The organism is Enterococcus sp. AZ109 (assembly GCF_051714625.1).
GTDB lineage: Bacteria > Bacillota > Bacilli > Lactobacillales > Enterococcaceae > Enterococcus_A.
This window is the reverse complement of the sequence record NZ_JBIOSF010000001.1, coordinates 1,206,248-1,220,380: the sequence shown is the minus strand read 5'-3', so window position 1 is coordinate 1,220,380 and position 14,133 is coordinate 1,206,248. Positions and strand designations below refer to the sequence as shown.

10 protein-coding genes are annotated in these 14,133 nt (G+C 38.2%); 9 read left to right on the top strand and 1 reads right to left on the bottom strand.

Annotated elements, in window-relative coordinates:
- Window positions 1–343 precede the first annotated feature (343 nt).
- From IGI42_RS05800 to IGI42_RS05765, 8 genes are all read left to right on the top strand, one after another.
- A complete protein-coding gene (locus IGI42_RS05800; RefSeq protein ID WP_438714880.1) occupies window positions 344–1,444 on the top strand; it encodes a tyrosine-type recombinase/integrase in 1,101 nt (366 codons plus the stop codon).
- A 378-nt stretch (window positions 1,445–1,822) separates the two neighbouring features.
- On the top strand, window positions 1,823–2,284 hold the full coding sequence (locus IGI42_RS05795) for a hypothetical protein (protein ID WP_438714879.1): 462 nt from the start codon (window positions 1,823–1,825) through the stop codon (window positions 2,282–2,284).
- A gap of 23 nt (window positions 2,285–2,307) precedes the next feature.
- Window positions 2,308–3,573, top strand: a complete 1,266-nt coding sequence (locus tag IGI42_RS05790) for a SpaH/EbpB family LPXTG-anchored major pilin (protein ID WP_438714878.1) — start codon at window positions 2,308–2,310, stop codon at window positions 3,571–3,573.
- A 106-nt stretch (window positions 3,574–3,679) separates the two neighbouring features.
- A complete protein-coding gene (locus tag IGI42_RS05785) occupies window positions 3,680–8,158 on the top strand; it encodes a SpaA isopeptide-forming pilin-related protein (protein WP_438714877.1) in 4,479 nt (1,492 codons plus the stop codon).
- Window positions 8,158–8,847 (top strand): pilin N-terminal domain-containing protein, encoded by a 690-nt coding sequence (locus IGI42_RS05780; protein WP_438714876.1) that lies wholly within the window; start codon window positions 8,158–8,160, stop codon window positions 8,845–8,847. Before IGI42_RS05785 ends, IGI42_RS05780 begins: the two co-directional genes overlap by 1 nt.
- Window positions 8,848–8,916: 69 nt before the next feature.
- On the top strand, window positions 8,917–10,671 hold the full coding sequence (locus IGI42_RS05775; protein WP_438714875.1) for a class C sortase: 1,755 nt from the start codon (window positions 8,917–8,919) through the stop codon (window positions 10,669–10,671).
- 212 nt (window positions 10,672–10,883) lie between these two features.
- The gene (locus IGI42_RS05770) at window positions 10,884–11,612 is read left to right on the top strand and encodes a helix-turn-helix domain-containing protein (RefSeq protein ID WP_438714874.1); all 729 of its coding nucleotides are present in this window, start codon (window positions 10,884–10,886) and stop codon (window positions 11,610–11,612) included.
- A gap of 488 nt (window positions 11,613–12,100) precedes the next feature.
- Window positions 12,101–12,661: a YdeI/OmpD-associated family protein gene (locus tag IGI42_RS05765; protein ID WP_438714873.1), complete on the top strand. Its 561-nt coding sequence runs from the start codon at window positions 12,101–12,103 to the stop codon at window positions 12,659–12,661.
- Window positions 12,662–13,009: 348 nt separating this feature from the next.
- On the opposite strand, the gene IGI42_RS05760 is transcribed toward IGI42_RS05765, so the two are convergent.
- Window positions 13,010–13,282 (bottom strand): hypothetical protein, encoded by a 273-nt coding sequence (locus IGI42_RS05760; RefSeq protein WP_438714872.1) that lies wholly within the window; start codon window positions 13,280–13,282, stop codon window positions 13,010–13,012.
- A 124-nt stretch (window positions 13,283–13,406) separates the two neighbouring features.
- Here IGI42_RS05760 and IGI42_RS05755 point away from each other — a divergent pair, with 124 nt between their 5' ends.
- Window positions 13,407–14,129 carry a TraX family protein gene (locus tag IGI42_RS05755; protein ID WP_438714871.1) on the top strand — a complete coding sequence of 241 codons (723 nt, stop codon included), beginning with the start codon at window positions 13,407–13,409 and terminating at the stop codon, window positions 14,127–14,129.
- Window positions 14,130–14,133: the final 4 nt, after the last annotated feature.

Here is a 14,133-nt window from a genome sequence, read left to right as displayed (position 1 = left end):
AAAGTGGTGCAAAAATTATTGAATAATAGTAAACTTGATGTTGCTGAATAGGAATGTTTAGATCGGTGTAAGCGTTGTTGTTATCTTTGATTAAATAAATCTAAGAAAAAAAGCCATGATAAATAAACATTTTATATCTAATCAAAGTATAATATATCGAATAATTCTCGTCAATATTCTTTTAAAAATATATTTTTTTGCTTAAAACGAATTTTTCGAACAAATTGATTTGTATTTTTATAATAATAATTGCAAATCCATATACTTGTATAAGGATTTTAATCGAATTATTCGCCGTCAAATAAGCCGTCAAATCAACTAGCAAACTGAAGGAGAGTCAAACATGAGTCGTCGAGGAGAAAATATCTACAAGCGCAATGATGGTCGCTGGGAAGGTCGTTATATTAAAGGCCGAAAGCCGAATGGGAAAATCCATTACGGTTATGTTTATCAGAAGACTTATAAAGAAACAAAAGAAAAATTATTAGAGATGAAATGGCGCTATAAACAAGTGCAAATTAGTCGAGGCATTTATACAGGAAGCGTTCACGAATGGATTGATTATTGTTTAGAACAGCAGAAAAATAAAGTGAAGTATTCTACTTTAATGACTTACAGATATAAAATGGAAAAATATCTATATCCTTTCCTAGGAGAAATTGAGTTGCGTACTGTCACTCAGGAAAATATTCAGGAATGGGTTAGTGAGCTAGAAAAATCTTCTTTAGCTAACACAACTATCCATACTGTAGTCCAAATAACCCGACGCTATTTTGAACAGGCAGTACAGGACTCCGCCATAGAAAAGAATCCTTTTAAGCATGTACTATTACCAAAGAAAGAAACAAAAAAAATTCACCCACTAACCCTTCAAGAACAACAAAAAATTGAAGAGATTGCTGCAAAAGAAAAGAATGGTCGTCCTATTCTATTTGCGTTGCAAACAGGTCTACGAATTGGTGAAGTGGCCGCTTTACGTTGGAGGGATATTGATTTTTATAATAATTTAATAACTGTACGGTATACATATCAACGCGTATTATCTGAAGGTTCCGGAACCGAATTACAATTAGGACGACCTAAAACAAGGGCATCGGAACGTATTTTACCATTGTCAGCTAATTTAAGAGATTGGTTGCTATCTTGGCGCCCAGAAGAGCAAACAGAATTTGTTTTCCAAGTGGGCAGTCGTCCAATGGAGCCACGGCTGATTACGTATCATTTCAATAAAATTTGTCAAAAAGCTGGTGTAACTAATTGTCACTTCCATCAGCTCCGTCATACATTCGCCACTCGATTACTGGAGAATCGTGGGACAATCACGGGTATTAGTGCACTTTTAGGCCATTCGTCTACAAAAATGACCTTAGATATATACACAGGAAGTGATTTAACTGAACGGCGTAAGATGATGGATGACTTGCTAACAAGTTGGGTGCCATAGTAGTCTGAAGAAAAAGCACCGTTTTTCAATCGTGAGAGTACACTTTAAAATAATTAAGCTTTAAAAGAGCTAATTCAGGTACACTGATTATATGTTTTTCAATGGCTGTGACATAAAACGTCACAGCTACTTTTTTGATTTTTATGACAATCGAATTTTTATAAACGCTTCTTTTCGCCGTCAATTCGCCGTCAATTAGATACCGGTATCGCTGATTTAATAATGTTTTTCTTAGATTTATTTAGTCTAAGAAAATGTATTAAACTTTATCTTACTATTATAATCATTTTTTTCAACGTGTTCTAGTCATAATGCTGTAAAAATAAGGTTTTAATTAGTGGGATTAAGTAAAAAGGGAAAAAGAAAGGGAGTTTTATCATGGAAAGAAGGAAAAGAAAAGTTGTTCGGTTTGCAATGATCGTCGCATTGTTGGCTTCTGTCGGATCCGGGTTGGGTAGTCTGTTGTTGGGAAATGGAATAACTGCTGATGCTGTACAAACGATTAGCGCAAATCCAGTCGCAGATGAAACGTCTGAACGGTCAATCACTCTTTGGAAGTACGAAGTAAAAGATCTTTCTGAGTTAGGTAATCGTGGAGATGGTAAAGAAACAACCGTTGATAAAGTGCCGCTATCAGGTATTACGTTTACTATTCAAAAAGTTATTCCCAATAAAGTTACGCCTGGTGGGGATGAGACAGTACCTCTAATTAATCCACTGGTTCAAAAAGAAGGAACTCATTATACTCTTGATTCAGCCGTGTGGACAGTTACTACAAAAGGTGATGGTAGCGCAACACAAGCATTAGGAAAAGGAACAGCAGTGATGGTATCTATCTAGTAACTGAACAGCCGGATGATCGTGTGGCTAAACCAGCCGATCCATTCTTTGTTTATGTGCCGCAAACGGATCGAACAGATCTTAGTTCACTGATTTACGATGTTCAAGTTCAACCAAAAAATATTTTGAACTCACTAATTGATCCTGTAAAGACAATTGAAGGCAATACTGGCTACTCTATTAAAGCAGGTCAGAAGTTTACTTGGGAAGCAACAGCGAATATTCCAAACGGGTTGTATACCGTGGCTAGTCAAACCTTCACACTTACCCCGATTTATGACGATAAAGGGGCTGTCATGGTAAATCCTGATGGGAGCAATGTAGAAATACCGATAGCTGCTGGGCAGGAAATCTATGCAAATTACTTCCGTATCAATGATACATTAGCAGCAGAATTACTTTTAGATGATGTAGTAGCACAAGTAAGGACTGGAACAGGCGATTGGACAAGTTTAATCTTGGGTACAGATTACAAAGTCTCTGTCAATGGTGTAGAAAAGACAACAGCGCCAGTCACAGATGATAGCACTGGTGAAAAACCGGTTAGAGTAGAGTTAACTCAGGCAGGAATGAAAAAGGTTGGAACCGCTAATAATACTGAAATCCGAGTTCTGTATGACACACACACAGCGATTGATTTCAATGGAATTATTTCCAACCACTTTGGCGTTGAGTTCTTATCTCCTGGTCTGAAACCATTAAAGCCAGAGAATGACAAAGATCCTGAATACTATACTGGTGGTTTTGATATTGAAAAAACCGCTAGCGACAAAACAGCACCAAACGATAAATTAGCAGGAGCAGAATTCCACCTTGCAGCCAGTGAAGCGGACGCGAAAGCTGGAAAATTCATTGCGACCAATGGTAATTCTTATGTAGCAGCAGATTTGCCAAATGGTGTCACGTTCTTAACAGCGACATCTAATGGTCAAGGACGTGCGGAATTCAACGGCTTAGCTTTAACTTGGTACCATGACGCAAACGAAAACGGTGAACAAGATGCGGATGAACCAACCTTCACAAGTAAAGCGGATATCAAACGTGATTACTGGGTAGTCGAAACGAAATCACCAAAAGACTACGAACTATTGAAAGCACCGCAAAAAGTAACTGTTGATTTAAGTACCGAAGATGATGTTTCGGTTGAATTAGAAGTAATTAATAAACCAACAACCGATCTTCCATTTACTGGGGGCGAAAATACAATGCTGCTAGTAGCAATCGCATTAGGTGCAATCACTATTGGTACAGTTGCTATTGTAATTGACAAGAAAAGACGTGCAGCGTAGTTCAAGGAGTAGAAAGGAGAGGTAGAAAATGCATGTAACTAAACAACTGAAAAAACTACTCACTTTTTGCCTTCTACTTCTTATTATCTTTGGAGGGACGAGCATCTTGTCCCTCGGCTCACTGTTAAAAGCAAATGCCAGCAGTGCCGCTTTAGTTGATCTTACTATTAATGGAGAAGATTGGTCTGATGGTACGTTTGAAACAGAGGAAGAATCAGTAACTATTGCTTTAACCGCAAAAGAGCGCAGTCTATTAGAACTTCCATACGATGAAGAGGTACAAATCATACCGCTGGATGAAAACGAACAAGCGTATGCTTATCCAGAATTTGAAAAGGCTGATTTTGAAAAAGAAAAGTTAATCGAACAGTTTAATCAATCGGACGAAAGTGAGACAGCTAGTGAGGAAAGTCAAGCCTACGATTCTGCCATTTTATCTGTTCCCGAGAACGAGCAAAAAGGTATTTTCTATTTAACAATGGAAAAAGGCGAGGTTCAAAGGTTTAACGTAACTTGGAAAAGCACTTCAACTAAGGAAGTTATTGTACGTAGTGCCGAGGATAATAATTTTGTTCAAAAGCTGTTTCAATTTAGACCGGCGAAACAAGTGTTAACCCCAGATGTAATTCCTCCTCTGGATGCTGTATCAGAAGAATCAGAAGAGGAAGAATCGGATGCTGAGTTAGCTTCAAGTGGGAGTAGTCTAACCAATCCTTTTGGTGTAGAAGTTGAAGTCAGTCGTACAACGGGACTAGCACCTTTTGATGAAGGGCATCCATCTGGCTATGACGACCCTGGCTATGATTATGGTGGAGATGACAATATCGTTCGAACCTTTGATCAAGTGAGTTATCGTATAAATGTTGGAATATCCAATACCAATGAGCGCTATACTTCTCTTCGTGTTCGTTTGGATACTGAATTGCCTGATGCCTGGCGTATCGACAAATCAGGACAAGTCCGCCAAACTGCTGAGATTGCGAACGACGATCCCTTGATTGACACTGGAAATGGGACAAAAAAATCGAGTCGAAGCGTTTGGACAAAATTGGATAAGGCTTCTGGACAACTTTTTTTCACTGAAACAATCGAAACCTTTGGTGGAGTACACAAAGATAAGCTAGAACCAAAGTTCACTGTGACAATTGAAAGTGCGACTACAACTGACGAGGATGAACCCGAAGAGATTATTAATCAAAAAATCGACGGTAATGTAGTACCTAGTATGAATGACACAGTATATATCAGTGCCAAGCCATTAGTTGATGTGAATCTTGCTTGGACACCTAATAGAATGTCAAACTTTGAAAGTGCAACAGGCGTATCCTTACCTGAAAAGCAACATACAATGATCACAAATGTTGGTGTTTATGTTCAATTGAAACCTTTACCAGGAAGAGAAGATTTAACATCAATAAAGGGATCAACTTATCCAGTAGGCGGAATTGAATATGAGCTTGAACAAAGGATGATTTATACCAATGAAGAGACACATGAATCTAGAGATTTAATTATTGGAGAAGAGAATCCTCCGCTTGAGGTTATTTCATATGATGGATTGTTCCATACTGATATGCCTAATCCAATATTTACCGAAGAGTACCAAGCATATAAAGATGTTTATCAGTTTGTTAGTCGTCAAGGGTTGAAAGCTCCTGTTGGTTATACTCAAAATACTTATCCACCAAATCAAGAATACAGTACTAGGATAGGGATATACGACACAGGAACTCCGGAAGTTAAAAACTCAAATAAAGAATCAAATTATAATATTCAGTTGAGGAATTTAGACTATCAACCAATAAGTGTCGGTAGGAATAAATGGTTCTTATCAGGGGATCCGATGCCTAGCAATGCTGAACCTTTTTCAGTTACAGCGATGCAAGTGCTGTTTCCTTATGACTATTTAGAAACATCTGGTGTAGAAGGAAACATCAACTATCGATTATCCATATCAGAAATAAAATATGAAGGAAATACACAAGAAGTTGAAGAAGCTCTAGATATGTTATGGGAGAATAAATGGCCAGGAAGAATGAGGACTTTTGCTGCAGCCGTAGATGTTAACAGAATAGGACTTAGCACAAATCCTATTAATTCCAAAAATTATTCTAGTGCGGGAGATAGCATAACCGCAAGAGGAAATAGTATTTGGGGACAATTTTATGGTCCTTATGTGGATGTAGAAGCTGAGACAACTACCTTATACGGCAGATGGAATGCCAACAGTATGGTTTATGATGATAGTCGAACTATATTAGATAGAAGTAGTGGAGTGGAAGTACAAAAAACATATTATGGAGTTGGCCTTAAGGTTCCAGACAGAACAATAAGAACGGATGAGGACTTGGATGAGGATTATGAATGGTATGCTACTTCAGCGGAAGCTATGGCTAATGGTGAAATTTCAGCTGTAAAAGTAGAATATCAAGTTACTGATCCTGCCGGAAGTGGTTCACCGAGATTCTTCGTTCCGTTAAGGGCCGTAGGAGAAATCGGTGCTTTGGATGGTGATGGGAATCCTAATGTGCTATTAACGAACGTATTTAATTATGCTTCTGACGGTGAAATATTAACAAGTTATTATCCGACAGATCGTTTGCTTGATTACAGGCCTACTACTTATAAAGAAAATGGTGCTATTGATACAATCCATGTTCCGTTATCAGACTGGGGGGATACCTTATACATTAGCAACATGACAATTCGCCCGGCGATAACAGCGGATAAGGACACATATACCCCTGATGAGACAATTAACTGGACAGTGGACGGAAGTGTCGAAAGTGGTTATGAAGACAATCTTAAAGTAACCTTTAAAGTAACCATTCCGAAAGAAACACAATATATAGATGGCACAGCTAAAGACTTTCATGGTAACCCGTTACCTGATCCAGCGGCTTCTCAAAATGATGATGGAAGTTGGACGCTAAGTTGGACGCTAGATTATCTAGCGAATAGTAACTATAATCCTAGAGTCACGTTTGATACGTCGATTATTTCTTCGCAACTAGATTTTGATAATAATGTGGCGGATTTGAATGCAAAACTTGTAGTGGAAGTACGTTCAGAGAGCGATGAGAGTATCTATGATAATTCTAGAATTGAATTTAGAACTGCTACAGAGCAAGTCACTGTCACGAATTCCGGTGTATTAGTTGTAGATAAAATTGTCGATAAACCTTACATTGACAACGGAAAATCTGAACTTACTTATACAGTTGCTTATAGAAATCATTCGCCTTTTCCGATGGATGATGTTCGAATCCTAGATGTACTTCCATACAATGGTGATGGAAGAGGAACGAAATATAGTGGGAATTACTCTTTGACAAATGCGGAACAATTGAATGAAAGTATAGATGGATCTATTTGGTATACAAAGAAAACGATTACGGTAGATACAGATCCAAATACGATCGATTTAACCAATGGAGACTGGCACAAGTTAGGTTCGAATATGTCCGATTTAAATGATGCGAAGGCAGTCATGTTGGTTTATGACCGGTTGCCTAATGGTGAGGACATGTCTTTATCCCTCACAATAGAAACTGAAGAACAAACACCGGGAGATATTTTAATCAATTCACCATCATTGAATTCGTCAATGAATTTGTATGTCAACGGCGTTCCACGTAGCGTCCGGGTAGTAGGCCGTGACCTATCTGGTGTAGCTTGGTATGACGATAGTTACGATGGGCTGATCGGTGATAAATATGATCAAACCGGACCTGAAGACTTCGCTGCAGATATTCCAGTGAAGCTTTATAAGATAATAGATAAAAAGCCTCAATTGGTTGAAGAAAATTCGACTGGTGAAAAGTTCATCGATGGTAATGGGGACTCACTAATTAAAACCGATGCTGATGGTAGATATACATTTACTTGTCTTCCAGAAGGTAAATATGTAGTTGAGTTCATAGTTGATAGACAAAAATACCGCGCTACGAAAAAACTGGTGGGCGAGGATGCAACTAAAAATTCTAAAGCGAATCAGGAGTGTAAAACAACGAATTATACTCTACCACTTAACAACGATTGTGGTCCTCTTTGGGTTCTAGGCGATCCACAGAAATCAACACACCACACGACAGATGTCAATATTGGATTAATTGGCCCTAGCGCAATAAAACTTTTCAAGTACGAAGCAGGCACTGCGATTGATGAGGATGAAGATGGTGAACTAAGTGATTCAGAGAAAGCATCTGGGGCACCATTAGAAGGAGCAGTCTTTGATCTTCATGAAGGTCATGGCGGAACGGGCGATAAGATTGGTACAGCGACTACAGATGAGAAGGGGAATATACAGTTTACTGGTCTTTTCCCTGATGACTACTCACTAGTCGAAACCAAAGCGCCATCTAAAGAATATGAACTATTGAAGAAACCAATTAATGTAACTATCACTAGAGGAAACCAGGTAATCCAATTGTATCAAGACAATGAGAGGGGAACTGAGCTACCATTTACCGGTGGAAATAACCCGATACTTATTGTGTTACTCGTTTCAGCAGGTCTGTTAGCAATCGGATTTATCAGTATGATGGCTTATTATCGGCAATCTAAGCAAAGGGGGAAGCTATGATGAGAAAATTAACAACGTTTTTCTTCCTCCTTTCTCTTATTCTGGGCATCTTTTGTCTGCCGCAAAGTGTGGAGGCTGCAGATGCAGGATACAGTATCACCATCGTGAAACACAAACTAGATGCAGGAGTTAGTCTGTCAGAGGACGTGCCTCAAGATGGAACCAGAGCAGAGATAGTAACGGATATTAATGGGAATCAACTTGATCCCTTAGCTGGCATTTCTTATGAGGTTGTCCGGGTTTCACCGATGGAAGGTACCAGTGAGTTTCAGCCTGTCGAAGGTATAGATGCTTTTTCAACTACCATAACGACAGACGCTGAAGGAATTGCTCGTGTTGGGAATCTAGCTGCAGGTACGTATCGGGTAAGTGAACAACCAACGGATATGTTACGAAATGTAATGGCTCCGGTAATCGTTGAATTGCCGTTGCCGCAACGTACTGGCGAGGCACTTTCGGAAGTTTATTTGTATCCAAAGTCCAGTGTACAAGCATTGCCTGGAACAGCTGGGCAAGGAAGTTCTAGACGAACCACGACTGTAGCAGCTAGTAATCCTAATCGGCGACTACCACAAACGAGTGGAACTTTGGGGACGATGAAGCCACTGTATTTTATCTTAGCATTGCTTTTAGTGATGGGGACTATTGGCGGCTATTTTATGCAGAGTAAGAAGCATCATTTTAAATAATTCTAGCGAGTGGCTCTTGGAGCCGCTCGCTCTTTTAAAAAATCGTTGGCAAAGTGAGGAGAATTAGGAATGAAAAAAGCACATCCACAAAAGAAAAAACATTCCTTTTTGATGATCTTTGCCATCGTGATGATTGTCGCAGGTGTTGCTATCTTGCTGTATCCGATTGTCGGCAACTATTTAGCAAATCGTGAACGAAGCGAAGCAACAGCTGAATATGACCAAGTCTTAGAACGTATGAGTCAAGAAGAAATCAAGCAGCAATGGCAACTGGCAAAAGAGTACAATCGCTACGTTTACCAAAAACAACAAGGTGAAAACCCTGAGCCAATGGCATACGAAAACATCGCCAGCATAGGGGACACTATGGGTACCATTGATATTCCAGCAATCGATATTAAAGAGATGCCTTTTTATCATGGCACCTCTTACCAAACGCTAGATAAAGGTTTGGGTCATATCGAAATGACCTCTATTCCAGTAGGTGGTGAAAATACTCGTGCTGTGATAACAGGTCATAGTGGTGTGAAAAATCAAGTGCTATTCACCGATGTTCGTAATCTGACTGAAGGAGATATCTTCTATATCAACATTCTAGGTAAACGCTTGGCTTATGAAATTGAATCTTTTGAAGAAATATTACCTAGTGAAGTAGAAAAAATAAATATACAGCCAGGAAAAGATAAGGTGACCTTACTAACTTGTACACCACCAGGGATTAATACATACCGGTTGTTAGTTACTGGTCATCGAGTTCCGTATAAAGAAGCAATGAAGAAAGATGTCAAAAAACGCAATACCTTCAGTTACCAAAATGTAGTTTTAGCAACGTTAACTTTTAATATTTTATTATTCATTTTATTGATGATGATCTACCGGTACCAATCTAAAAAGCTCAATTCCAATGATATGAATGTATATCTTAAAGCAACTAAACAATTGAAGCGTTTGTTTTGGATAACACGAGCCTATTTTTTCCTTTTATTCTTTGCAATGCTGGCGACGATTGCTTTTGCGATCTACGGTTATTCGAAGATGCAAGAAGTAGTGCCCCTTGATGAAATACAGGTGGGGCAGCAATCGGAATTGTCTGACTACAACCTTGGAAAGATTAGCCAAGCCAACTATGGTGAAAAACAAATTGCCAGCGTCAATGTAGCAGACTACGCCAAAGCAAAAAATATGTTAAAAGACACGACGAATCAATGGGGTGTCGGAAAACTGGTTATTCCCAACGTGGATATTAATCTTCCTATTTTAGCCGGGTTGGCGAATCAAAATTTACTGACTGGGGCAGCAACTTATCAAGTTAATCAACAATTGGGTAAAAGCAACTATGTATTGTTGGCTCACAATATTTTTGACCAAGATTTGTTATTGCACCGGATTCAAAATTTGAAGATCAAGGACATCATCTATGCAACAGATTTCAAAGATATTTACCAATATGAAGTCACTGTAAATAAAATTATCCAAGATACAGAAATCTCCTACATAGAGGAAACCTCGTCCAATCAAACACCAATCATAACTTTATTAAGATGTGAAGGAGATATCGGCACTATTTATCGACGAGTTGTACAAGGAGAATTAGTGAAAAAAGAATCGTTACAGGCTGCCACTAATAACCAGTTAAAACAGCTAGGTGTCAAAAAGGATGGTCAGGTCGAAAATGGCGAGCTGTTGAAAAATGATCCAATATCCAAATTTATCAAGTTATGCATGAGTATTGCAGCCAAGATTATCTCAGATCCTATGCAGACTGTTATTCCCTTGTTTTTGTTAATGTTAGTACCAATCATATTTTTCGGATTAATTCGTTAGGAGCAAAACTAAGAAACCCTCTTGTACGTGTTGAGGAAAATAACCCCATACTGAGAACTCAAAATGTTGTCTAATTGATTTTTGAAATGGTTAACTAATAAATTTGAAAGAATGTAAATTGTATTTGTCGAGAATTACACGAAAAGCCTAGTAATTTGGATGCAATCCACGTTACTCATTAAAAATAAAATCAAGCGAAAGAAGGAGAATCTATGAGTCAAATCTTGCTCCTAACAAAAAATATTCTGTCCAATCAAGTATTACAAGAAAAATTTCAACAATTAAATTATGAAGTTTGGTGCTCTGCGCGGCTAGTTGAGCAAGTTCAACAATTTAGTACACCACCTACCGTTATTCAGCAATTTCAAACGGTTGTTTTCAGTAAAACTATTAGTGATTCTGAGGTGGAAGGCTTATTAGAATTTTTCTCTCGATACTCGATTGCTATTTTACGAGAGACTGAAACTCTTCCTTCCCCAGAAGAACAGACAAAATGGCTAGAATTAGGAATGCATGATTGGTTACTAGAAACGGACAATCTTATCGACTTGCGAGAGAAATTATCTCAAACTAAAATTACAGTAATGAAAAACATGGAAAGCAGTAAGCGAGTCGTTTCTTTTAGTAAAGTCAATGTGAAAAAAGACATAGACCCTTCACAAGTGCAATTAACGGGAAGAGAACGTAAATTATTAGATGTATTAATTAAAGCGGAAGGAAATTTAATTACTCGTACAGAATTGTGTGAAAAAATTTGGTCGGACGGAAAGACCTCTTCTAATATGAGCCAGCTTTCTTGTATGGTTAATCGGATAAAGCGAAAATTCAAAGATCATGGAATAGAAGAGAATATTATCTTGACGCAATGGGGAAAAGGATATCAACTGAGCGAATCTTTCTATCAACAATACGCTGAACGTAAGCAGCAGGTTTATCAGTAAGTCCAAGTCAGTTCTATTCAATACACTAAAAAGAAAAAGGTAAAGCGATCAAGGAAAAAATCTTTGGTTGCTTTTTTTGTTGGCAAAATTAGCGCAGTCCATACTAATTCTAGCGGTCTAAGAAACGATAAAGGCAACTAAAGAAGGGAGTTTTAGTTCATTAGTGATGTTTTTCGATCAAAAACAACTAGCTTCAAAAGGAGCAACAGGAATTTATAAAAAGAGGAGTGATTTATCGAGGCTGTGACATAAAACGTCACAACCTCTGAAAACCGAATAATCGGTGTGACTGAAGTAGCTCTTTTACGAAATAAGCCGCATAATCACAAAAATATGAGAAGCTATTTTCGGATTATGCGGCTTATTTCTCGGAGCTGAACACTTCTGTCACAACCTCCTTGTTTGTAAAGAAATTTACTTTGGCAAGTGGAAGACAGTTTGTTAAAATTATAGGAGATAAGGCGTCAAGAAAGGAGAATTAGCTGGAAATGGATAATGTTCTCATGTTTTTAGACAGAGCTGAATTTCGAACATGGTTAATGAAAAACTGCATGAGCAGTGAAGGTGTCTGGTTGCTTTTTGGAAAAAAAGGTGGTCCGACAACACTCTCAGCAAATGATGCGTTAGAAGAAGCACTATGTTATGGTTGGATCGATGGGCAAATGAAAAAGATTGACGAACAGTCCTACAAGAAATATTTTGCCAATCGTCGTATCAATAGCAATTGGTCAGAAAAAAATAAGAAATTAGTGGAAAAACTGGAAAAGCAAGGAATAATGACTGATTATGGTAGAAATAAGGTCAAAGAGGCGAAAGAAAATGGTCAATGGGACAAACCTAAGGCTCCAGCTATTACTGAAGAGGATATTGTGAGAGTCGCTGCTTTGTTAAAGGGGACCGAGCCGGCTTTTACCAACTTTGAGAGCATGTCACTTTCTGTGAGAAAGACCTATACTCGTGCATACCTAGATGCAAAAACGGATGCCGGACGAGAAAAAAGACTTACGTGGATGATTGAACGCTTGAACAAAAATTTGAAACCTATGTAAGTTCAATTGAAAAAGTGTCTTTGGATAATTTGAAAAATCTATTTTGAAGGATCAGTTGCGATCATCAGAAATAAGAGTAGAAGATATAATATAGTAGAAACTCGTTTTTCAACTATGTTTTTATGTGTGTCTATGTTTAGTTTAGATATATTGGCCGACGCAGAAAATTCTTTAATTAGCTAATCTGATCGAAAAACTGGCCAAAAGAAGAAGCTATAAGAAAATTAGTGAGTCTAGAGAGGTTACGATAGAAGTGTTCAGCTTATTTCCGACAGAGCTGATTCAGTTCCACCTATTATGTGGTTTTTTAGTGGCTGTGACGTTTTATGTCACGGCCACTATTCTAGGTTAACTAATTTTAATCAGCAGCCAGATAATACCGCATATCAGTACCATTTCAATACCAAATTCCAGCCAACTGTCCTCTTTCTTTAGGAAAGTTCCGCCTATTCTATATTCTTTAGGCAACAGGTCTCTCAAAAAAAGGCTAGTCAAAAATAAGCAGAAGACAACTAAATTAAAAACTAATCCCTTGCTGGGTATTGGAAATATTAAATATCCATAGACAATCAGCAGGCAATCTGATACGAGTTTAATTCGTCGTATTTCTTTTAAAGTCATTATTTTCCCTCATTTCTTGTTCGTTTATTCACTTTTAGTATAGCAGTATTTCAAAACAAAAGAAGTCCTTCATCTACGGTTAGTCTCAAAATGATATAATTCAAGTATAAAGAAGGTGAGATAGATGGTTGAAGAAACTTATTACAATAATGGTTTAGATGCATTTATGTTAAAGTTGCTGGCGATTTTTGGGATGACGCTGGATCATATTGCCATTGTGTTTGCTCCGCATTTATCGTTGGAGATACGAACGGTTTTTTATGCCTGTGGCGGAATAACGTTTCCGATTATGGCTTACCTATTGGTAGAAGGATATAAGCGCACGTCAAGCGTGAAGCAATATGGGGTGCGGCTACTGGGGTTTGCAATTATCGCCTATGTACCTTTTTCTTGGGCGATGGGGACATTCATGTTTAATGTGTTGTTTACGTTACTGTTAGGACTTATTACTCTCTATCTATATGATCATATGAATAGCCGACTTTTATTCTGGTTTGTGTTTGTGGGATTAACGCTTTTGTCTGTCATGATGGATTGGGGTCTAGTGGGTGTACCAATGGTTTTAATGTACTATACGGTGAAGGGAAAATGGGCGCATTATATTGTACCTTTGGCGCCGTCTGTTAGCTTAATAACTTTACTTGTACTTCTCCAAGTCAGCAATCTGGCGGCTGCATTTACAGATCTCCTTCCTCAGTTAGCCTTTTTTTATATCGGCGGTGGGATGAGTGTAGTGTTGCTAAAAAATTATAACGGACTGCGAGGTCGTTCGCTGAAATATCTATTTTATGGGTATTATCCAGCCCATTTACTGATGTTGGCTGTTATTCGCGATTTCGTTTTATAAAGTT

Excerpts from the sequence above, each read along its gene's own strand:
- IGI42_RS05795 (WP_438714879.1), top strand. The coding sequence starts at position 1,823 with ATGGAAAGAAGGAAAAGAAAAGTTGTTCGGTTTGCAATGATCGTCGCA.
- IGI42_RS05800 (WP_438714880.1), top strand. The coding sequence starts at position 344 with ATGAGTCGTCGAGGAGAAAATATCTACAAGCGCAATGATGGTCGCTGG.
- IGI42_RS05755 (WP_438714871.1), top strand. The coding sequence starts at position 13,407 with ATGGTTGAAGAAACTTATTACAATAATGGTTTAGATGCATTTATGTTA.
- IGI42_RS05775 (WP_438714875.1), top strand. The coding sequence starts at position 8,917 with ATGAAAAAAGCACATCCACAAAAGAAAAAACATTCCTTTTTGATGATC.
- IGI42_RS05770 (WP_438714874.1), top strand. The coding sequence starts at position 10,884 with ATGAGTCAAATCTTGCTCCTAACAAAAAATATTCTGTCCAATCAAGTA.
- IGI42_RS05765 (WP_438714873.1), top strand. The coding sequence starts at position 12,101 with ATGGATAATGTTCTCATGTTTTTAGACAGAGCTGAATTTCGAACATGG.
- IGI42_RS05780 (WP_438714876.1), top strand. The coding sequence starts at position 8,158 with ATGAGAAAATTAACAACGTTTTTCTTCCTCCTTTCTCTTATTCTGGGC.
- IGI42_RS05760 (WP_438714872.1), bottom strand. The coding sequence starts at position 13,282 with ATGACTTTAAAAGAAATACGACGAATTAAACTCGTATCAGATTGCCTG.